The sequence below is a fragment of the Avibacterium paragallinarum genome, assembly GCF_900450705.1.
GTDB lineage: Bacteria > Pseudomonadota > Gammaproteobacteria > Enterobacterales > Pasteurellaceae > Avibacterium > Avibacterium paragallinarum.
The window spans coordinates 604,337-623,494 of sequence record NZ_UGHK01000002.1 but is presented as its reverse complement, the minus strand read 5'-3'; the positions used below and the strand labels follow the sequence as shown (position 1 = coordinate 623,494).

Annotated in this window: 20 protein-coding genes and 2 pseudogenes; 8 read left to right on the top strand and 14 right to left on the bottom strand. The window is 41.4% G+C overall.

The features are described from left to right. Positions 1-110: 110 nt before the first annotated feature. Together nhaB and dsbB are read left to right on the top strand one after the other, a co-directional pair. A complete protein-coding gene (nhaB, locus tag DXZ23_RS07740) occupies positions 111-1,652 on the top strand; it encodes a Na(+)/H(+) antiporter NhaB (RefSeq protein WP_017806015.1) in 1,542 nt (513 codons plus the stop codon). Positions 1,653-1,664: 12 nt separating this feature from the next. Continuing rightward, entirely contained in the window at positions 1,665-2,198 is a 534-nt protein-coding gene (gene dsbB, locus DXZ23_RS07735) for a disulfide bond formation protein DsbB (protein WP_017806016.1), read from the top strand. Between the two features lie 155 nt (positions 2,199-2,353). On the opposite strand, the gene DXZ23_RS07730 is transcribed toward dsbB, so the two are convergent. The 7 genes from DXZ23_RS07730 to DXZ23_RS07700 form a co-directional block, all read right to left on the bottom strand. After that, positions 2,354-3,076, bottom strand: a complete 723-nt coding sequence (locus DXZ23_RS07730) for a TerC family protein (protein ID WP_017806017.1) — start codon at positions 3,074-3,076, stop codon at positions 2,354-2,356. A gap of 139 nt (positions 3,077-3,215) precedes the next feature. Next, positions 3,216-3,884 carry a DNA mismatch repair endonuclease MutH gene (mutH, locus tag DXZ23_RS07725; RefSeq protein WP_017806018.1) on the bottom strand — a complete coding sequence of 223 codons (669 nt, stop codon included), beginning with the start codon at positions 3,882-3,884 and terminating at the stop codon, positions 3,216-3,218. Between the two features lie 21 nt (positions 3,885-3,905). Next, positions 3,906-4,445 carry a methylated-DNA--[protein]-cysteine S-methyltransferase gene (locus DXZ23_RS07720; RefSeq protein WP_017806019.1) on the bottom strand — a complete coding sequence of 180 codons (540 nt, stop codon included), beginning with the start codon at positions 4,443-4,445 and terminating at the stop codon, positions 3,906-3,908. A 46-nt stretch (positions 4,446-4,491) separates the two neighbouring features. Then, complete coding sequence (locus tag DXZ23_RS07715; RefSeq protein ID WP_017806020.1) at positions 4,492-4,812, bottom strand: HigA family addiction module antitoxin; 321 nt, start codon at positions 4,810-4,812, stop codon at positions 4,492-4,494. Between the two features lie 9 nt (positions 4,813-4,821). Beyond that, positions 4,822-5,127 (bottom strand): type II toxin-antitoxin system RelE/ParE family toxin, encoded by a 306-nt coding sequence (locus tag DXZ23_RS07710; protein ID WP_017806021.1) that lies wholly within the window; start codon positions 5,125-5,127, stop codon positions 4,822-4,824. Positions 5,128-5,238: 111 nt separating this feature from the next. Beyond that, a complete protein-coding gene (locus tag DXZ23_RS07705) occupies positions 5,239-6,594 on the bottom strand; it encodes an outer membrane protein transport protein (RefSeq protein WP_035695748.1) in 1,356 nt (451 codons plus the stop codon). 437 nt (positions 6,595-7,031) lie between these two features. Further along, positions 7,032-7,850, bottom strand: a complete 819-nt coding sequence (locus tag DXZ23_RS07700; protein ID WP_017806023.1) for an HI_1241 family integral membrane domain — start codon at positions 7,848-7,850, stop codon at positions 7,032-7,034. A gap of 162 nt (positions 7,851-8,012) precedes the next feature. Between DXZ23_RS07700 and DXZ23_RS07695 the strand changes: the two genes are divergently transcribed. The 4 genes and pseudogenes from DXZ23_RS07695 to DXZ23_RS07680 form a co-directional block, all read left to right on the top strand. Continuing rightward, positions 8,013-8,684 (top strand): trimeric intracellular cation channel family protein, encoded by a 672-nt coding sequence (locus DXZ23_RS07695; protein ID WP_017806024.1) that lies wholly within the window; start codon positions 8,013-8,015, stop codon positions 8,682-8,684. Between the two features lie 12 nt (positions 8,685-8,696). Next, positions 8,697-9,956, top strand: a complete 1,260-nt coding sequence (gene proA / locus DXZ23_RS07690) for a glutamate-5-semialdehyde dehydrogenase (RefSeq protein WP_017806025.1) — start codon at positions 8,697-8,699, stop codon at positions 9,954-9,956. A gap of 196 nt (positions 9,957-10,152) precedes the next feature. Continuing rightward, positions 10,153-11,511 carry a lysine-sensitive aspartokinase 3 gene (gene lysC / locus DXZ23_RS07685; RefSeq protein WP_017805611.1) on the top strand — a complete coding sequence of 453 codons (1,359 nt, stop codon included), beginning with the start codon at positions 10,153-10,155 and terminating at the stop codon, positions 11,509-11,511. Positions 11,512-11,615: 104 nt separating this feature from the next. Next, positions 11,616-11,819, top strand: a pseudogene (locus DXZ23_RS07680) (helix-turn-helix domain-containing protein); the annotation flags it as partial. A 15-nt stretch (positions 11,820-11,834) separates the two neighbouring features. On the opposite strand, the gene DXZ23_RS07675 reads toward DXZ23_RS07680, so the two are convergent. After that, positions 11,835-12,485 (bottom strand): IS1595-like element ISHpa1 family transposase, encoded by a 651-nt coding sequence (locus DXZ23_RS07675; RefSeq protein WP_017805439.1) that lies wholly within the window; start codon positions 12,483-12,485, stop codon positions 11,835-11,837. A gap of 52 nt (positions 12,486-12,537) precedes the next feature. Between DXZ23_RS07675 and DXZ23_RS07670 the strand changes: the two are divergent. Continuing rightward, a pseudogene (locus DXZ23_RS07670) lies at positions 12,538-13,682 on the top strand (IS3 family transposase); the annotation flags it as partial. Here the strand turns inward: DXZ23_RS07670 and DXZ23_RS07665 are convergent. Genes DXZ23_RS07665 through DXZ23_RS07655 form a run of 3 tightly spaced genes read right to left on the bottom strand, consistent with a single transcriptional unit; the run spans position 13,632 to position 16,479 of the window. Then, entirely contained in the window at positions 13,632-14,543 is a 912-nt protein-coding gene (locus DXZ23_RS07665; RefSeq protein ID WP_017806026.1) for an ABC transporter permease, read from the bottom strand. The pseudogene DXZ23_RS07670 and the gene DXZ23_RS07665 sit on opposite strands and share 51 nt — an antisense overlap. Then, positions 14,540-15,409: an ABC transporter permease gene (locus DXZ23_RS07660; protein ID WP_017806027.1), complete on the bottom strand. Its 870-nt coding sequence runs from the start codon at positions 15,407-15,409 to the stop codon at positions 14,540-14,542. Before DXZ23_RS07660 ends, DXZ23_RS07665 begins: the two co-directional genes overlap by 4 nt. Continuing rightward, entirely contained in the window at positions 15,406-16,479 is a 1,074-nt protein-coding gene (locus DXZ23_RS07655; RefSeq protein ID WP_017806028.1) for an ABC transporter ATP-binding protein, read from the bottom strand. Before DXZ23_RS07655 ends, DXZ23_RS07660 begins: the two co-directional genes overlap by 4 nt. Positions 16,480-16,700: 221 nt before the next feature. Between DXZ23_RS07655 and DXZ23_RS07650 the strand changes: the two genes are divergently transcribed. After that, on the top strand, positions 16,701-17,525 hold the full coding sequence (locus DXZ23_RS07650; protein WP_017806029.1) for a glycerophosphodiester phosphodiesterase: 825 nt from the start codon (positions 16,701-16,703) through the stop codon (positions 17,523-17,525). Between the two features lie 31 nt (positions 17,526-17,556). Here DXZ23_RS07650 and DXZ23_RS07645 read toward each other — a convergent pair whose 3' ends face one another. The 3 genes from DXZ23_RS07645 to DXZ23_RS07635 form a co-directional block, all read right to left on the bottom strand. Further along, positions 17,557-17,976, bottom strand: coding sequence for a type II toxin-antitoxin system VapC family toxin (locus DXZ23_RS07645; protein ID WP_017806030.1), 420 nt, complete (start codon positions 17,974-17,976; stop codon positions 17,557-17,559). 15 nt (positions 17,977-17,991) lie between these two features. Continuing rightward, on the bottom strand, positions 17,992-18,267 hold the full coding sequence (locus DXZ23_RS07640) for a hypothetical protein (protein ID WP_017806031.1): 276 nt from the start codon (positions 18,265-18,267) through the stop codon (positions 17,992-17,994). A gap of 247 nt (positions 18,268-18,514) precedes the next feature. Then, the gene (locus tag DXZ23_RS07635) at positions 18,515-19,150 is read right to left on the bottom strand and encodes a bifunctional 4-hydroxy-2-oxoglutarate aldolase/2-dehydro-3-deoxy-phosphogluconate aldolase (protein WP_017806032.1); all 636 of its coding nucleotides are present in this window, start codon (positions 19,148-19,150) and stop codon (positions 18,515-18,517) included. Positions 19,151-19,158: the final 8 nt, after the last annotated feature.

The following is a 19,158-nucleotide window of genomic DNA, read 5'->3' as shown; positions in this document are numbered from 1 at the left end:
GGAAAATTTGTGATATAGATAACAAAATAAAGATTTTTTATTATCCTTGAAAGGTGGATATATTACAATTAGTACAGTTATTTTTTTATTTTATATTAAGGTTGTAAATGATGAGTTATACACAAGCGTTTTTGAAAAATTTTTTAGGGGCAAGTCCTGATTGGTACAAATTGGCAATAGTCGGATTTTTAATTTTAAATCCGATTTTGTTTTTTTGTGTTAGCCCTTTTGTTGCTGGCTGGGTATTGGTTGCAGAGTTTATTTTAACCCTTGCAATGGCATTGAAATGTTATCCATTACAACCCGGTGGGCTATTAGCCATTGAAGCGGTGATGATTGGAATGACTCACCCTGAACACGTTAAAGCAGAAATTATGGCAAATTTTGAAGTCATTTTACTGCTGATGTTTATGGTAGCAGGCATTTACTTTATGAAGCAGTTGCTACTGTTTATCTTCACAAAATTGTTGCTCAGTATCCGTTCTAAAATTACCCTTTCTCTTGCATTTTGCTTGAGTGCTGCATTTCTTTCTGCGTTTTTAGATGCATTAACCGTGGTCGCTGTCATCATCAGCGTAGGAATGGGCTTCTACGGCGTGTATCATAAAGTGGCATCAGGTAAACAATTCGATGATTCTGATGACATTAATGATGATAAGCACATTGGCAACAGTCGCGAAACCTTGGAAGAATTTCGTGCCTTTTTGCGTAGCTTAATGATGCACGCTGCCGTGGGAACAGCATTGGGTGGCGTAATGACAATGGTGGGGGAACCCCAGAATCTTATCATTGCAGAACAAGCAAAATGGGGGTTTGGCGAATTCTTTTTCCGTATGACACCGGTTACCGTGCCAATTTTACTTTGTGGTGCATTGACCTGCCTTGTAGTAGAAAAATTCCGTTTATTTGGTTATGGTGCAAAACTTCCGCGTAAAGTGTGGGGCGTACTGGCTAAATTTGACCGTAACCGCCAGCTTAAAATGAACAATCAAGAGCGTATTAAATTGGTGATCCAAGCCTTAGTGGGCTTGTGGTTGGTGATTGGTTTAGCCTTTCACTTAGCCGCTGTAGGGTTAATCGGACTAAGCGTAATTATTTTATGTACATCTGCTTGTGGAATTACCAGCGAACACGCACTTGGTAAAGCCTTTGAAGAATCGTTGCCATTTACTGCATTACTCGTTGTATTCTTCTCCGTTGTGGCAGTGATTATAGATCAGCATCTGTTTGCTCCTATTATTAACCTTGTGCTTTCAGCTTCGGAAGAGATACAGTTAATGCTGTTCTATGTTTTCAATGGGGTATTATCTGCTATTTCCGATAACGTGTTTGTCGCAACGGTTTATATTAATGAAGCAAAAGTGGCATTAGAACAACAGATTATTTCACCACAGCAATTTGAATTAATTGCCGTAGCCATCAACACTGGGACGAACTTGCCATCGGTTGCAACACCAAATGGACAAGCCGCATTTTTATTCTTGCTGACTTCTTCACTTGCACCATTAATTCGTTTATCTTACGGAAGAATGGTTTATATGGCACTACCTTATACGATAGTACTTTCTTTAGTTGGACTGACAATGGTAGAGTTTTTCCTACCCACTTTAACCCAACTTTTAATGCAAATTGGATTAATCACGCCTGTATAACAAGGAGTTGCAATGCTGAAATATTTTAAACAATTATCAATGAATCGTGGTGGCTGGTTACTTTTACTTGTATCAACATTAGCCCTAGAAAGCACCGCACTTTATTTTCAACACGGAATGGGGTTAGCCCCTTGTGTAATGTGCATTTACGAACGTGTTGCGTTAGTCGGATTGAGTTTTTCAGCATTGCTTGGTTTACTTTACCCAAGAGCATTGCTTCTACGCCTATTAGCCTTGCTAGGAGGGCTAGGAAGTTCGGTGAAGGGACTGTTATTAGCGATTAAGCACGTTGATTACCAACTTTATCCAGCACCTTGGAATCAATGCTCTTATATAGCTGAATTCCCGCAAACTTTACCACTAGATCGTTGGGTACCAGCTGTATTTAACCCAACAGGATCTTGTTCGGAGATTACTTGGTCATTTTTAGGTTTCTCTATGGCACAATGGATTGTGGTGATTTTTGCGTTTTATACTTTATTATTACTCGTATTATTAATCAGCCAATTTAAACGTGTTAAACAACCTCGAAATATATTTAAGTAGTTGATAATTAAATAATAATTCTTGTTATTTAACTGCATTGGGTATAATAGTCGTTCAAGCTTAAAACATTCCTTGTTAGCTTGTATCAGCGTACTATTTACCCAATCTTTAGATAAACACCTTACGCTGAACTTTTATAATAATATGTTTAAGTACTATAGTCGTTTAATCAACCGTTTACGCAATTTAATGTTGATCATTTCCACCACAACAGAAAAGCCCATTGCAAAATAAATGTAGCCTTTTGGAATGTGGAAATCTAACCCTTCACCGATTAATGCCACGCCCACTAAGATGAGAAATGAGAGGGCTAGCACTTTTAAAGTGGGGTGGGATTCAACAAAATCCCCGATCGGTTTTGCCGCGAGCATCATTACGCCAACGGCGATGACAATGGCTAAGATCATCACGCCTACTTGACTTGCCATTCCCACGGCGGTAATCACCGAGTCCAATGAGAAAACAATATCCAAAATGGCGATTTGGATTAACACACTAAAAAAATTCACTTTTTTCACCGCACTTTGTTCCTCCTCTTCTTCAGGCGTCATTGCGTGGTGGATTTCGTGCGTACTTTTTGCGACCAAGAATAAGCCTCCCACGAGCAAGATTAAATCTCGCCCTGAGATGGGTTGAGCAAAAATTTCAAATAGTGGCGTGGTTAATTTCATCAGCCAAGAGAGGGAAAGCAACAATAAAATTCGCGTTGCCATTGCAAGCCCCAGCCCAATAATCCGCCCTGATTGGCGTTGTTTTTCGGGTAAACGTCCGACTAAGATGCTGATAAAAATAATATTATCAATGCCAAGTACAATTTCTAACGCAGTTAGCGTAAATAAAGCCACCCAAGCTTCGGGGCTGGCGAGCCAATCAAACATAGTTGTTTCCTTAAAATGAGCCGTGTGAGTCAAAATCATATCGCATTATGGATTTATTCTGTTTTCGGCTTGTTGCGTTGTGTATTTTGAAATGAAATGGCTATGATATATTGCTTTCTAAGATTTATGCAAAGGAAAATCAGCGGGGCTGTTGAAATTGTTGCAGAATTTCGTGGGTGAAATTTTTGCGTAAATAAAAGCCGAGCGGTAAGGTGTCGATGATTTCGCCGTTGCGTCCGATGCCTTTGGTTAATGCCTTGCTATTCGCCCCTTTTGGGCGAAGTTGCAACACTTCGCCAAGGCGTGCGGTGATTTCATCAAGGCGACCGAAGACAATATATTCCATCAGTTCTTCCCAATCTTGTTGTAAGCGTTGCTCTTGCTCGCGGGAGGGTTGCCATAAAATGGGCTGTCCAATGCGGCGGGCGGCAAGGGGGATACGCCGTTCGCCCTCGATGGGAATCCATAAGACTTTGGATAATTTATGCCGAACGTGCGAGGATTGCCAAGTGATACCGCTATTGTGAATCAACGGGGCAAGGCTGACAAAGGTGGTTTCTAGCGGTTTGCCTTGGCTATCAATGGGAATGGTTTTGAGTTCGATGCCGAGATGAGCGAAATCTTGCTCTGCTTTGCTCCCCGCCGTTGCCCCTAATGCGGTTTCAAGCAACGTGCCAACCCAGCCCTTATCTCGTTTCAAATTGGGCGGAACGGGAAGCGATAGCTCTTGTGCCAGTTCCCCAAAGGTCAGCCCCGCGAGAGATTGGGCGAGGGCGAGTAAGTCTTGTTCCGTTTTTGGGCTATTCATAAAGTGCGGTCGTTTTTGAGCTTAGTTTTTGTATTTTTTCAATAATTTTTGCTTAACGTATTCTACGCCTTTATCCACATAAGAAATTTTTTCCAACTGCAACAAATGACGTTTAGCGGGCAAGCCGCCGCCAAAGCCTGTTAGCTGGCGAGTTTTCCCCAAAATGCGGTGGCAAGGAATGATAATGCTGATCGGATTACTCCCCACCGCACCACCAACGGCTCGCATCGCTTTGGGATTATTAATACGGTGAGCGAGTTCGCCATAACTTGAGGTTTCCCCATAAGGAATTTGGCAAAGTTGTTGCCAAATGCTTTGCTGAAATGGCGTGCCTTGCGGAGCAAGAGGAATGTCGGCAAAGGTTTCCTTTTCCCCATTGAAATAACAGGTTAAGGCTTCCGACACCTGAATAAAAAGCGGGAGATCGGGCTGTAAAATCCATTTTGGATTGGGGGCGATTTGCTCTGCTTCAAAATCTAAATTGGTGAGTTTGCTATCTTGGCTTATCATCAATAACCGCCCGATTGGTGATGAATAGTAGCAATAATAGATCTCGCTCATTGTGCTTCCTTATCGAAAAAGTGTGAAAAACATACCGCACTTTTCATTATACGGAAAATGCTGGGGGATAATGAGCAATCTTTACTTTACTCAAACTCTGCTGAAAACGATCATTATGGTTAAGCTCCCACAAATCTACAGCATTTTGTAGATTTATCCAAAACTCAGGGCTTGTTCCAAAAGCTTTTGCTAATTTGACTGCCATTTCTAAGGTTACTTTAGAATGGTTACTCACTAAGTTGCTTGCCGTATTACGGTGAACATCAAGAATTTCGGCAAGGTCATTGATTTTAAGATTAAGCGGAAGTAAAAATTCTTCTTGCAGAATTTCTCCTACCGAAGTGGGCTTACGTTGCGTTGAGAACATCATTTCTCCTTATAAATCATAACGATGAGGATCGAGATAAAGTTGAGAAAGCTCGCCATTATCAAAGTGGAATATTAAACGATATTGTTTATTCACTCGAATGGAATAACGTTTATTTTCTTTAGGTTCTAATAATTCCAAACGGTTAGCAGGTGGACTACGCAAATCATTTAGATTTTCTGCGGCATTTATCATATCCAATTTTCTTGCTAAGACTTTGCTTAACGTCATCGGAATTTTGCTATGTAATTCGCCATATTGGAAAAAACGATAAAGATAATCATCTTTAAAATGCTTAGCCGTTAAATTAAACATTTATAACCACTCCGCCTCTCAATGGATACATTTTAAACGGTTAGATTGCATAGTGCAAATAGGCATATAAGAAAAAACCTATCCCAAATGGATAGGTTTTTCGTAATAAAATTAGAAACTGTAATTTAAGTTTAAACCGTAGAGGTTGGCACTGGATTTTGAAGTGTAATCCGCTTCAATTTTGATTGTGCCTACCATCTCCTCTTCAGTAAAGTGAACTTTTTTACCGCGTAAGTGGGCAAAACCAAAATCAACAGAAAGATTTGGTGTAAATGCGTAAGTCGCCCCTAAGCTATACCAAGTTCTGTTTGTGTCAGGAATCGCCGCCGTTGCCTTTCCCGCTGCCTTGTCATAAGTAATACCTGCACGCAAGACAAGTTGTTCATTCACGTTATAAGTGCCACCTAATGCAAAACGTGAAGCATCGCGGTAATTAAGATCTTTATGGAACGCTTTGCTTCCGTTATCAAATGTTGCGTGTAAGTTTTGTAAACGACTCCATTTGGTGCGTTTGTAGCTATAATGTAATGCAAAATCATCCGTTAATTGGTGAAAGCCTGAGAACTCCCAATAGCTTGGTAAATGTAAAGTCAAACCGCCTGATCCTGTTTGGCTATTACCAACAGCGGTGCCATCTTTAAAATCAATATCAACCTTAGAATGATAAGCAAAACCAAGACGATGAGCTTCATTAAATTCATAAACTAAGCCCGCATTCCAGCCAAATCCCCACGCGTTTTTATCTTGCAAACGAACAACCGATGTTGTTTTAGTAACTGCATTACTTCGTGCGGTAACCACCGCAGCAAATGATGAACGTTTCGCAGTTAAGCTCTGTGAATATTTTTCTAAGGCATCATCAAGAACCCCAGCATTACGTTCAAGTTTGGCTTTCGCATACACTGCATTTAACCCTGCACCAAAACTTAAACCTTGTGTTACACGATATGCACCACTTAAATTTAAATTAATAGTAGTTAAATCTGTTTTTCCACCAAAAATGCCGCCATCATAATCTGAGTTATATTCACTTTTTAAACCAAAATTCACATTCATTCCAGCTCCAATCGCAAACTGATCATTTATTGGAGCAACGAAATACATATTTGGTACAAATGCACCCAGAACGACATCGTTATTAGCCAGATTTCCCTTAGCTAACGCTGTAGGTTGTTGACCTTGTAGAAGAGGAACTTGCGTAGCCGTTACTGTTCCATCAACCCGAATTTTTGAATCCACATAACCCCCACCTGCACTAAATTGGTTGGTTTTAAATAGGGTCATTAACGCGGGGTTGGTAGCGACCACAGAAGCGTTATCTGCGATTGCGGCTTCCCCCGCATAGGCACGCCCAAGACCAGAGCTTGATACTTCGGCTAATTGGAATGCGGCAGCTTGAGCCCCACCTGCTACAGCTAATAACGCAGAAGAAAGAAATGTTTTAGTCAAAAAATTTTTTGTTGTCATTGTTGAACCCTTTCGTTTTTATGGTGTCTAAATAGGATTATTAATCGCCTTAATTATAAAGAAAGGCGTTCTATACAGCAAACAAAATCCCACCCAATAACAACAGCTCAGACCAGTTAAATATCGCTTTATTTCGTGCTATTTTTTGCACAACAAGCCGTATTAAATGACGCGTATTTTTATATGCTTCCCTTGAAATGTTTCCAACAGTCAAACAGTTTTCCCCATCTTGAACTAACATATTCTTTTAGCGTTTTCACAAAAAATACTGATTGATAGACGTTAATCCCTCTACTTGTCAAAACCAAGAATGCTCTTCTGAAAATAAGTCCGATAACCAATCTGAAAGTAAACCTGTTTTCAAGTAAGCGAATTTACTTTTGCTATTAATGGCATCTTTATCTTTAAAATTAACCAGTTATGAAATAACGTTATGATTACGCCGTCTGTGCAATCAAACTAAAATTCGCCCAAATAGGCAAGCTTAAGCCAATAAAGAGTAGAAAAATCAACGCGTAATAGCTCAGAGGTTTCTTGGTTAAGATAGGCAGAGCGATGATTGCGGTAAGCACTAAATGCAGGAAGAAATATAAGCCGAGTGAAAATTCATTGCCAAAAACCACCGCACTCTGTGTTGCGAGATAAACCAAAACAATGGATAGCACTGCGTTCAGCAGTAACAACACTATCATCATTAACGGTAGCAACGCGATAAACCCTTGCAAGCGATTTTTGGAAATAACGAGGCATAAATTGGCTAAAATCACGCCGAGCAAAAGCTGTTCGAACGGGTTATAAGGCAATAAACCAAGCCAAGGGAGTTGGGTGAACATTAGCCCATAGACGACAACGCCTAATAAACCAAGTAAAGTGGCAAGAATGAGCATTGAGCGGCGTAATGTTGGCTCAGCAGGCTGAAAGCAAATAGCGATGGAAAGCCCAATTCCGCACAGGCTTGCCATATCCGTTAGCACATAATGATAGTTGGAAAAAAGGCTAATCAATAACCAAAATCCCCAATACAGCAAAAAGGCATTATTCACGCTGATTAAGCGGGAACGCTGTCCGTTACAAATTTGTCCTTTGTGAAAAACCAGCACGCATAAGAGCTGAGCGGTGAACGCGGCAAGAGTGAAATGAGAAATGGCTTTGCTCTGCCCTTGTAAAAATAACGCGAAGCAATCCACCGCGAGCAATAAAGCGAGTGGAACAAGGCTAAGAGCAACGCGGTGTGCTGAAGATTGGCTATCTGACATAATTTTTCCTTTTTATCCAAATAAGCTGCACATTATGCAGAAATTTAAAAGTGCGGTCAAAATTCTGCTTATTTTTTCTCATTTTGCACGCAATCCATTGTTTTTCTTGTTTATCCGCCTAAAATAGGGTGAAAAACTCACCGCACTTTAATGAAGGGGCTTATGCTACTGAGTATCTTATATATTGTCGGCATTACTGCGGAAGCCATTACGGGCGCTTTGGCAGCGGGTCGGGAGAAAATGGACATTTTCGGCGTGGTCATCATCGCTTCAATGACTGCCATTGGCGGCGGCTCGGTGCGAGATGTGCTGTTGGGGCATTATCCCCTTGGCTGGGTGAAAAATCCACACTATTTTATTATTGTTGCCAGTGCCGCTGTGCTGACGGTGGTGATCGCCCCCTTTATCCGCCATTTTATGCGTTATTTCCGCACCATTTTTTTGGTTTTAGATGCACTAGGTTTAATCGTATTTTCCATTATCGGCACGCAAATTGCGTTAGATATGGGGCATAGTTTTATCATTGCCATCATCGCTGCCATTATCACAGGGGCATTCGGCGGCGTGTTGCGGGATCTGCTATGCAATCGCATTCCATTAGTTTTCCAAAAAGAACTTTACGCCAGTGTTGCATTGCTCGCCGCAAGTATTTATATTGGCTTACAACAGTTAAATCTCAACCATAGCCTTGTTGTCGTCGTCACCCTCATTTGTGGATTTACAATTCGGCTGCTAGCCATTCGCTTTGAGTGGCATTTGCCTGTGTTTGATTATCAAGAACAAGAAATTGCCGAAAAACAACGCGATGACAAACTTCCAACCAAAATGAAATAGGATCGATCACCAATGACGAACTTAGTAGAAATGGGCAAACAAGCCAAACAAGCGGCATTCATCTTGGCACAATGTAGCGAAAAAGAAAAAAATCACGCCCTATTGTGCATTGCGGAACAATTAATCTTGCAAGCGGAGCAAATTTTAGCGGAAAACCGCAAGGATATTGAAATCGCCAAGCAAAATGGTTTATCTGAAGCCTTGATCGACCGCCTATTACTCACGCCAGAACGCTTAAACGCCATTGCTCAAGACGTGCGTCATATTGTTTCGCTGCCTGATCCCGTTGGAAAAATTATCGACGGTGGCACATTGGATAGTGGCTTAAAACTTGAACGCGTACGCGTGCCTTTGGGCGTGGTGGCAACCATTTACGAAGCCCGTCCAAATGTCACCATTGATGTGGCAAGTCTTTGTTTAAAAACGGGAAATGCGGTGATTTTACGCGGCGGCAAGGAAACTCAGCATTCCAATAAAATTTTGGTGGACGTGGTGCAACAAGCCCTCATTCAAGCAAATTTACCGCCAAATGCAGTGCAGGCGATTACCGATCCTAATCGTGATTTGGTAATGCAATTAATGAAATTGGATCGCTATGTGGATATGCTCATTCCAAGAGGCGGTGCGGGGTTACATCAGCTTTGCAAAGAAAATTCTACCATTCCTGTTATCATCGGCGGCGTTGGCGTGTGCCATACTTTCGTAGAAGAAAGTGCGGATTTACCCCGTGCGGTGGGCGTGATTTGCAATGCCAAAACCCAGCGACCAAGCACCTGTAATACGCTCGAAACCTTGCTTGTGCAAGAAAGTATCGCAGCACAATTTTTGCCAATGCTCGCCAATGCTGAGGCAGCACAACGCATAAAATACCACGCAGATCCCACCGCACTTGCTATTTTGAGCCAAACCCAAGCAGAAGTGATGCCTTTACAGGAACAGGATTTGCACCAAGAATGGGGATCGCCTGATCTCAATGTGGTGATCGTGAAAGATATTGATCACGCCGTCGCCTTTATTAACCAAAATGGTACACAACATTCCGATGCGATTTTAACCAGCTCACAACGCCTTGCCCAACAATTTATTAATCAAGTGGACAGTGCGGCGGTGTATGTGAATGCCAGCACCCGCTTTACTGACGGCGGGCAATTTGGGCTGGGAGCGGAAGTGGCAGTGAGTACGCAAAAACTGCATTCACGCGGACCAATGGGGCTGGAAGCACTCACCTCATACAAGTGGATTGGCACGGGGGATTATCTCTCACGCCCTTAATTAAATATTATTCAATTATTCGGCATAAATTTTTTAAAAAACGATTTTAAAAATGGTTTTTTATTTAGATTTATCGCGTATAATTTGACAAAATTTAGTGAAATCGTTATTTCTATAACCCTTTACGTTTAAACTTGTCATTTTAACTTTGAATGACGATAAATTCTCAAATACAACATTTATAGGAAGGAAAATTATGGCTCATCTCTCAGTGGCAAAATTTGGTGGTACAAGTGTTGCGAACCACGCGGCAATGCGTGCTTGTGCGGATATTGTGATCGCCGATCCCCATACTCGCGTCGTGGTGCTTTCCGCTTCGGCAGGGATCACCAACTTATTAGTTGCTCTTGCCAATGGCAAAGAAGCGGAAGAGCGGGCAAAATTACTCACAGATGTCCGTCAAATTGAAGAAAATATTCTGGCAGAATTAAAAGACGACAGCGAAGTGCGGGCAAAAATTGAAGAGATTTTGAAACATATTGAAACCCTTGCCGAAGCAGCCTGTGTTGCCACTTCACCAGCCCTCACGGACGAATTAATTTGCCAAGGGGAAATGATGTCCACCTTGCTTTTCGTGCAAGTGCTAAAAGAGCTAGGGGCAAAAGCCACTTGGGTTGATGTGCGTACCATTGTTGCCACTAACAGCCACTTCGGCAAAGCTGCACCTGATGATGAGCAAACGCAAAAAAATAGCGATGAATTACTCAAGCCACTACTCGCCCAAGATGATGACACAATGATTATCACGCAAGGCTTTATCGGTCGTGATCCACAAGGCAAAACCACCACCTTAGGGCGTGGCGGTAGCGACTATTCCGCCGCGTTACTTGCCGAAGTGCTAAACGCAAAAGATGTGCTAATTTGGACAGATGTGGCAGGCATTTACACCACCGATCCTCGCATTGTGCCAGCGGCAAAACGTATTGACACAATGAGCTTCGCTGAAGCGGCTGAAATGGCAACTTTTGGAGCAAAAGTGCTTCACCCTGCCACCCTCTTGCCTGCTGTGCGTAGTAATATTCCTGTATTCGTTGGCTCAAGCAAAGCACCACAAGACGGCGGCACTTGGGTAACCAAAGATCCCCAACCTCGTCCAACATTCCGAGCCATTGCCTTACGCCGTGATCAAACCTTGGTTACGCTCTCTAGCCTCAGTATGCTACACGCACAAGGGTTTTTAGCAAATATTTTCAATATTTTAGCTAAACATAAAATTTCCGTTGATACGATCACCACTTCTGAAGTGAGTGTTGCCCTCACCTTAGATAAAACAGGCTCAGCCTCTTCAGGCGCAGAAATGCTTTCCCCTGAATTACTGGCTGAGTTAAGAGAAGTTTCCAGCGTGAAAGTGGATACAGGCTTATCTTTAGTGGCATTAGTGGGAAATGATTTACACGTTACTGCAGGCATTGCAAAACAAATTTTCAGCACCTTAGAAAGCTACAATATCCGTATGGTAAGCTACGGAGCAAGCACAAACAACATTTGTATGCTCGTGAAAAGCGAACAAGCCGATGATGTAGTGCGTGCGTTGCATAAGAATTTATTTGAATAATTGACGATAAAATTTTATCTCTCAGAGCAAAAAGTGCGGTGTTTTCTTGATCTGCACCCCAAAAGTTGGACTAAATAACCAACTGATTAAGGTGCAGATTTTTTATGACTAAATATACTCAACGTTTCAAACAACAAGTGCTCGACTTTTATCATCAAAATGGAAAAAACCGTTCGCTTACTCGCCAGTATTTTCAGCTTCCCCAAAGCACGTTAGCACGTTGGATTGCGAAATTTAATCATAATGGAATCAATGGATTAGCTGTGTTAGGTAAAAAACGATATTATTCTGTTGAGTTTAAATTAAGTGGCTGTCCTAGATAACTAGACTAAACTCCCTTTAACCAATTGTTTTAAAATAGAAATTTGACTTTTTATGTTGCTGTAATTAAAACGCCATTCACATTCCTTTAAATAAAGCTCAAAATGCGCTTTTGGGATACCATTAAATTTGCGTAAATGGCGTTTTGCTTGGCTCCAAAAATTCTCAATTCCGTTAATGTGGTTATGATTTTCAGCAAAATGTGTGCTGTGATTGATACGAAAATGACTAAATTCACTCACATCAAGCACGTCATAACTACGATAATTATCGGTGTAAACAATACTATCAGGCTTTACCTGCTCCCGAATAATGGGTAACAAGGTGGCAGATTGCGTATTTGGAACCGCAACGGTATAAACCTTGCCATTGCGCTTGAGAAGCCCGAATACCGCAATTTTCCCTGCCGCACCACGACCACGTTTGCCTTTGCGAGCACCGCCAAAATAACTTTCATCGGCTTCAATTTCACCTTCAAACATCTCTAAGTGAAGGCTGTTTTGATAGATGAGTTGGCATAAACGATGAAAGTAATATGCGGCAGTCGTTTTGTTTACATTGACTAACTCTGCTGCTGTCCTTGCAGTAACACCTGCAACAAATAGCTCAATGAGTTTATTTTGTTTGTGCTGACTTAGACGACTTTTTCTCATTGGTTCATTCTAACCTAAATAGATTTTTTAGTTGTTATCTAGGACAGCCCCTAAATTAAAGGTTATTCAAGCTATCAAAAAAGGCCAGTGCTCCGCTGAAGCCGCCTGCTTTCGCTTTGATATCCCCAGTTCAGGGATAATTAGTCAATGGTTGCAACGCTTTGAAAAACAAGGTATAGATGGGTTATTACTCAAACCTAAAGGTCGTCCAAGTATGAAACTCAACTCACCTAAAATGCCACCAACGCCCAAAACAGAAGAAGAACGCTTGCGTTACCGAATTTTGGAATTAGAAGCGGAGAATGCAATGCTAAAAAAGTTGCAGGAACTCAACCAACAAAAAATGCAGAAAAAGCCGTCATCGTAAATGCCTTACGCTCGCGTTTCCCGTTGGAATTGTTACTCAGGCTAATCGGATTGGCACGCAGTTCGTTCTTTTATCATCTCAAGCCAAAGTCGGATAAAAATGTAGCGATTTCACAGAAAATAGAGGAAATTTATCGCAAAAATGACGAAAATTATGGTTATCGTCGAATTACCTTGGAATTAAGGAAATACTTGATTATCAACCACAAAAGGGGGCAAGCGATAATGCAACGTTTGGGGTTAAAAGGAAAAAGTAAGCAGAAAAAATATCGTTCTTACCAAGGCAAAGTGGGACACATTGCCGATAATCTGTTGCAACGGGATTTTACGGCAACGATGCCGAATGAGAAGTGGGTAACGGATATCACCGAGTTCAAATGTGCGGAAGGCAAAGTGTATTTATCGCCGATTAAAGACTTGTTTAATAACGAAATTATTGCTTATGATGTGGCGAGAAGTCCGAATTTTGAGCAGATAACTAGAATGTTGACCCAGGCGGTGAACCGATTAGCGGGGGAAAAACCGATACTGCATTCCGACCAAGGATGGCAGTATCAAATGATGGGTTATCGGGAGATATTGAAAAAACACGGTATTACGCAAAGTATGTCGAGAAAAGGCAATTGCCTTGATAATGGTGCGATGGAAAGCTTTTTCGGGCGATTGAAGACGGAATGTTACTTTGGCAAGCGGTTTGAAACCTTTGAACAGCTTGAAAAAGTGATTCACGAGTACATTCATTACTACGACAATGAGCGTATTCAAGTGAAGCTCAAAGGACTAAGCCCTGTGGAATACAGAACTCAGTCCTTGAATGAAATTAGAATATAGTCTAACTTTTTGGGGGCAGATCACTTTGCCTGTGGATTGTGATAAATAGTTACCTTTCAATAAACGCTCGATAATGAGTAACAAGATAACATTCGGAATTAATAAGATAATCGACACCACCGCCGCATTCGGTCGGATAAAGGAATAGCCTAAGAATGAATACAAAATGGTTGGCACGGTAATGAAATCCGGCGAGCCGATAACAAAAGAAATGCTAAATTCCTCAAGACTTTTCACTAAACAGAAAATAATAGAGGCTAAAAACGCAGGCTTGAGCATCGGCAGATACACATCTTTAAAGGTGGTGAGTTTTGACGCACCGAGATCACGGCTGGCATCAATTAAATCTTGTGGCACGGCGGAAAAGCCCGAAGATAAAATACGAATGGCATAAGGCAAGGTCATTACCGTATGCCCGATAATAATGCCGATCATTGGATTGCTAATGTTGAGTTGAATTAACACCGCACTAAAGAATAGTGCAATGAGCATTCCAGGGATCACCAAAGGAATTAAGGTAATAAGTTCGGCAATTTTTTTACCACGAAACTCCATTCGTCCAAAGGCATAAGCTGTTGGCAAGGCAAGCGTGATGGCGATTAAAGAAACAATCGGTGCAATGGTATAGCTATTCAACATTGCTTCTTTCAGGGCGGTGTTTTCCCACACATAATGCCAACGCTCAAAAGACAGCACAGGTGGGAAAATGTCGGGATAGCTCCAAGGGTGTTGCGGATCAACCAGCGACCACAGCCCAGCCATTAAGAAAGGCAACACCAACCAAACAAAATTCACCACTACAAAAAAGATGAGTACGATACGGTTAATTAAACGGGTGTTGTTACTTTGGATTCTGTTCATTTTACCGCTCCTCGTTTAACAGATAATGGACGAATAATTAAGGTGATGAGAACGGAGGCAAGGGCAGAAGTCAGCATTATCACCATTGCCAGCACTGCACTTTGGTTCCATTCCTCAAATTCATAGGCACTCATTTGCATAAAGCGAGCGAGAGAGTAGGTATCACGCGGACCCGCAATGCTGTAAAAGGCGAAATCGCCCAATGCCCCGATAAAAATCAAAATAAAGGACACTTGCACCGCCCCGAGCGTGAGAGGAAAGATCACATAAATAAAGCGTTGCCAACTGGTTGAACCTAGATTTGACGCAGCATCAAACAGATTGCTTTTTAGTGAATTGACCGCTCCGCCAACCAAAATTAACGCAAAGGGAATATTTTTCCACATTTGCAAAATCACAATGCCCCAGCCGAAGCTGTCATTTTGTAGGGATTTTGGTTCTTGCCAAATGCCGAGCCAAACCAGTGTTTCGTTTAAAATACCGTGATAGGAAATCATATTCATAAACAAAAAGGCAGCCACTAAGCCCGGTACGAGCATTGGCATACGGAAAAAGGTGATGATAAATTCTTTGCCTTTCATTGGGTTACGTAGCCATAAGGCGATAGGGTAGGCGACCAAAATCGACAGCAACGCTCCGAGGAAGGAAACCCGCACGGAATACCAAAAGGATTTATGAAAAATCGGGTTGCTCAGCACTTCTTGCCAATAATCCAAGGTGAAATGCGAGGGGTCGCCATACATATTTTGTAAGCCGAAACTTTGTGCCACCACCAAATAAAAGGTTGAGCCCATTAATAATAAAATCGTGCCAAGCCCTGTGCTTAACAGTAGCCAAGCCTTGAGATCTTGTTTTACCGATTTCATACTGCCTCCAAGAAACGAATGGCATTGCGTGCGAGGGTGAAAAATAATTCTTCTGATTGATTTAACAACGGCGAAAATTTGGTTAATTGCAACCGCACTTTCTCATTTGGCAAACCTGAAGTAACTAAGCCTTGCACTTCAGTCATATTGCCCATAAAGGCGGTTTGTAGCACTTTGACACTGAATTTGTTCTCCACATTGCTATCCGCTTCGCAAGGGATCGCATCTTCAGGACGAAAACAAATATAAATATTCTCAGCCACAGGCTTGTGAGCGGATTGCACAATAAATTTGCCCCATAAGGAATCCACTTGATAGAGATCCTCTTGCCAATGTTTGACGTTTGCTTTAGTAATGTTTGCCACGCCAATAAAATCGGCAATAAAGCGATTTTTCGGTTGGTAATAAATCTCTTGTGGCGTGCCGATTTGTTCGATTTGCCCTTTATTCAACACAATGATTTTATCGGACATCGACAGGGCTTCCGCCTGATCGTGGGTCACATAAATACTAGTAAGATTGTATTGATGAGAAAGCTGTTTGATTTCAAAACGCACGCTTTCCCGCAATTTGGCATCAAGGTTTGATAATGGCTCATCAAATAAAATCACATCAGGGCGGGTTACCATTGCCCTTGCTAATGCCACACGCTGTTGCTGACCACCTGAAAGCTCAGAGGGCAGTTTCAACTTTTGTGTTTCCAAATCCATTTGCTTTAATGCCACATTTAAACGGGCGATTTGCTCATCAATCGGCACATTTTTCTGTTTCAAGCCGTAGCAAATATTGTGCGAAACGTTCAAATGCGGAAAAAGGGCATAGGATTGAAAACACATCGCCGTGTTACGTTTTTCAGGTGGAATGTTATTCACTGGGCGATCACCGATGATAATTTCGCCCTCGTCAGCCTTATGAAAGCCTGCAATTAGTTTTAAGAGCGAGGTTTTTCCACAGCCACTCGGGCCGAGCAAGGTAACAAATTCACCTTCTTCAGCACTAAACGAAATATTATTTGCTGCATAGAAATCACCAAATTTCTTGGTGATATTGCGTAATTCTAGTTTTGCCATAATCGATTCCTCCTCGATGATAATTTTGTGGATACTCTAAACTAGAAGATAAATCACGATTAATTACAATTTAAAAAATAAATTCATTTAAGTTTATTTTTGTGAGTTCGATCACGAAAATTAGATATTTATCCCTATTATTTGCGATAGTATTTGCGCAATGTTTCTATTGTCTCTAGAATGAATTTAATTTTTAAATTGAATTAAAAGAGAGGTTGAAAATGGCATTTGAATTTAACGTTACAGAAAAAGGTTTGATTTTGGCAAACAGCCATCGTGGTTACAGTGCCAAGTATCCAGAAAACACAATGCCTGCTTTTATCGGCGCATTAGAGGCGGGAACACATAGCATTGAACTTGATATTGCAATGACAAAAGATGAAAAAATGGTGGTTATCCACGATTTTTCTATCGAACGCGTTTCTAACGGTGAAGGTTATGTGGAACAAATGACTCTTGCTGAGCTACAACGCTATGATTTTGGTGAAAAGTTCTCACCTGAATTCAAAGGTACGCACATTGTGGAATTAGAAACTGTGTTGAAATGGGCATTAGAAAATAATGTCGGCTTGATTGTAGAAGCCAAACAACGCCGTAATCATCAGCGTTTTGCCGAAGTGCTGGTAGAGATTTTGCAACGAACCAACACGGTAGATCAAATTTTGCTATTAGGCTTTGATCACGTTTTAATTAATAAAGTCAAAGCATTATTACCAGCGTTGCGTTTGCAAGTGGTTACCCTCGCACGCTATAACGATCAGCTCAGTGCGGTGTTGGGATCAAACGCCAGCAGTGTTTGCGTGGAATACCACTATGTTGGCAAAGAAGATTTAATTGCCTACAAAAAAGCAGGGCTGTCAGTGAGAATGTATCTGCATGAATCCAAAGAAATCCCCGTGTTAGAAATGTATAATCAAAAATATGGTTACGATACCGAAAGTGAAATCATTCAATGGTTAAGTGAAGGCTTGATCGATATGCTCAGCCACGATGATATTCCGTATCTAAAATCATTAATTGAAAAAGCGGGGAAAGTGCCTTATTGATGAATGGCATAAAAGTCGTACAAACAAGCCATTAATCAAGAAATGGATTGATAATTTCTATCCCGCAATTTTCAAAATCTTTGACATTGCGGGTAACTAATTTCAGACGATGAAATTTTGCGGTGGCAGCAATGTAGGCATCATTAATATCCATTTTATTTGGAATGTGCAATTCCGCCGCCATTAATGCAATTTCTGCTGTAATAGGTAAGGTATTTTGTTGATAAACAGGAATGATTTGTTGCTTAAACCATTCATTTAACAACGCCGCTTGAGTTTTGTCCCGACGTGCCTTTAACAAAATGCCCGTTTGAATTTCTGAAAGCGTAATGCAACTGATCGCGGTTTCACTCGGTAAAATCTCTGCCAACCACGCTTTTACGCCCGCATTAATTTTTCCGTTACGAAATTTATAAAGTTCGGAAATAATGTTCGTGTCTAATAAATACATTGCTCAAACCTTGTACTAATCCAATTCCACTTCGCGTATATGCGTATTTTTGCGAATTTCCGTAAGAATTTGATCGAAATCTTCAATGTCTTTATCGCTAACAGGGGTTGTAGGCTGCCCAAATAGCTCTTCAAAACTGGGTTCAGAGCGTGCTTTGCGATAATCCTGATAGTTCGACAACACACTGACAATCTTTCCCCATTTGGTAATAAAAACAGGCTGGGTTTCAGAGAGTTTCAATACATAGCTAGCACGTTGATTAAATTCTTTTGAGGTAACAGTAATCGCCATATTGTCCTCCTTATTAAAATTGTAGTTATTTTACTACCTTTTGAACGTTTGACAAGCAAGTGTTTTTTACAAAAAGAACAATGCACATATTATAGAGTTTGATCTGTTACAAATTAAAAGTGCGGTGGAATACAGAACTCAGTCCTTGAATGAAATTAGAATATAGTCTAACTTTTTGGGGGCAGATCATTTTTCAAAATTTTCCGCCGCACTTTTATTTCAAGGTTTTGTTTCGCTATTAGCCGAGTTAGGCGTTGGTAATTGCTACAGCTTCACGCACTAAACGGCCGATTTCTTCCCAGTTATGGCTGTTGATAAGGGATTTTTCTACGAACCAAGAACCGCCGCAAGCCACTACATTTGGAATGGCGAGATAGTCTTTAATGTTGTTTACGCTGATTCCGCCTGTTGGCATAATTTGTAATTGTGCATAAGGGCCGAGTAAGGCTTTGATCATTTTCACGCCGCCTGAGGCTTCCGCAGGGAAAAATTTTACTGCCGTGATACCCAACTCTAACGCCGCTTCAATGGACATCGGGTTGTTTACGCCCGGCATTACGGGGATATTCAATTCTTGGCATAGCTTCACAATTTTTGGGTTAAAGCCCGGGGTTACAATGCAATCTGCCCCTGCGTTTTTCGCTTGCACCACTTGCTCGCTGGTTAGCACGGTTCCCGCAGCGATAAGAATATTCGGGTTGTGTTGGCGGATTAAGCGAATGGCTTCTTCTGCCGCTGCCGAGCGGAATGTGATTTCCACCACGGGCAAACCGTTCTTGGCGAGGGTTTCGGCGAGGGGAAGAATGTCTTGTGCGTTGTCTAGAGCGATCACGGGGATCACTTTAAATTCACGAAGTTTTTCAATAATTTGTGCGGTATTCATAGTTTTTC

Excerpts from the sequence above, each read along its gene's own strand:
- nhaB (WP_017806015.1), top strand. The coding sequence starts at position 111 with ATGAGTTATACACAAGCGTTTTTGAAAAATTTTTTAGGGGCAAGTCCT.
- dsbB (WP_017806016.1), top strand. The coding sequence starts at position 1,665 with ATGCTGAAATATTTTAAACAATTATCAATGAATCGTGGTGGCTGGTTA.
- DXZ23_RS07730 (WP_017806017.1), bottom strand. The coding sequence starts at position 3,076 with ATGTTTGATTGGCTCGCCAGCCCCGAAGCTTGGGTGGCTTTATTTACG.
- mutH (WP_017806018.1), bottom strand. The coding sequence starts at position 3,884 with ATGAATAGCCCAAAAACGGAACAAGACTTACTCGCCCTCGCCCAATCT.
- DXZ23_RS07720 (WP_017806019.1), bottom strand. The coding sequence starts at position 4,445 with ATGAGCGAGATCTATTATTGCTACTATTCATCACCAATCGGGCGGTTA.
- DXZ23_RS07715 (WP_017806020.1), bottom strand. The coding sequence starts at position 4,812 with ATGTTCTCAACGCAACGTAAGCCCACTTCGGTAGGAGAAATTCTGCAA.
- DXZ23_RS07710 (WP_017806021.1), bottom strand. The coding sequence starts at position 5,127 with ATGTTTAATTTAACGGCTAAGCATTTTAAAGATGATTATCTTTATCGT.
- DXZ23_RS07705 (WP_035695748.1), bottom strand. The coding sequence starts at position 6,594 with ATGACAACAAAAAATTTTTTGACTAAAACATTTCTTTCTTCTGCGTTA.
- DXZ23_RS07700 (WP_017806023.1), bottom strand. The coding sequence starts at position 7,850 with ATGTCAGATAGCCAATCTTCAGCACACCGCGTTGCTCTTAGCCTTGTT.
- DXZ23_RS07695 (WP_017806024.1), top strand. The coding sequence starts at position 8,013 with ATGCTACTGAGTATCTTATATATTGTCGGCATTACTGCGGAAGCCATT.
- proA (WP_017806025.1), top strand. The coding sequence starts at position 8,697 with ATGACGAACTTAGTAGAAATGGGCAAACAAGCCAAACAAGCGGCATTC.
- lysC (WP_017805611.1), top strand. The coding sequence starts at position 10,153 with ATGGCTCATCTCTCAGTGGCAAAATTTGGTGGTACAAGTGTTGCGAAC.
- DXZ23_RS07675 (WP_017805439.1), bottom strand. The coding sequence starts at position 12,485 with ATGAGAAAAAGTCGTCTAAGTCAGCACAAACAAAATAAACTCATTGAG.
- DXZ23_RS07665 (WP_017806026.1), bottom strand. The coding sequence starts at position 14,543 with ATGAACAGAATCCAAAGTAACAACACCCGTTTAATTAACCGTATCGTA.
- DXZ23_RS07660 (WP_017806027.1), bottom strand. The coding sequence starts at position 15,409 with ATGAAATCGGTAAAACAAGATCTCAAGGCTTGGCTACTGTTAAGCACA.
- DXZ23_RS07655 (WP_017806028.1), bottom strand. The coding sequence starts at position 16,479 with ATGGCAAAACTAGAATTACGCAATATCACCAAGAAATTTGGTGATTTC.
- DXZ23_RS07650 (WP_017806029.1), top strand. The coding sequence starts at position 16,701 with ATGGCATTTGAATTTAACGTTACAGAAAAAGGTTTGATTTTGGCAAAC.
- DXZ23_RS07645 (WP_017806030.1), bottom strand. The coding sequence starts at position 17,976 with ATGTATTTATTAGACACGAACATTATTTCCGAACTTTATAAATTTCGT.
- DXZ23_RS07640 (WP_017806031.1), bottom strand. The coding sequence starts at position 18,267 with ATGGCGATTACTGTTACCTCAAAAGAATTTAATCAACGTGCTAGCTAT.
- DXZ23_RS07635 (WP_017806032.1), bottom strand. The coding sequence starts at position 19,150 with ATGAATACCGCACAAATTATTGAAAAACTTCGTGAATTTAAAGTGATC.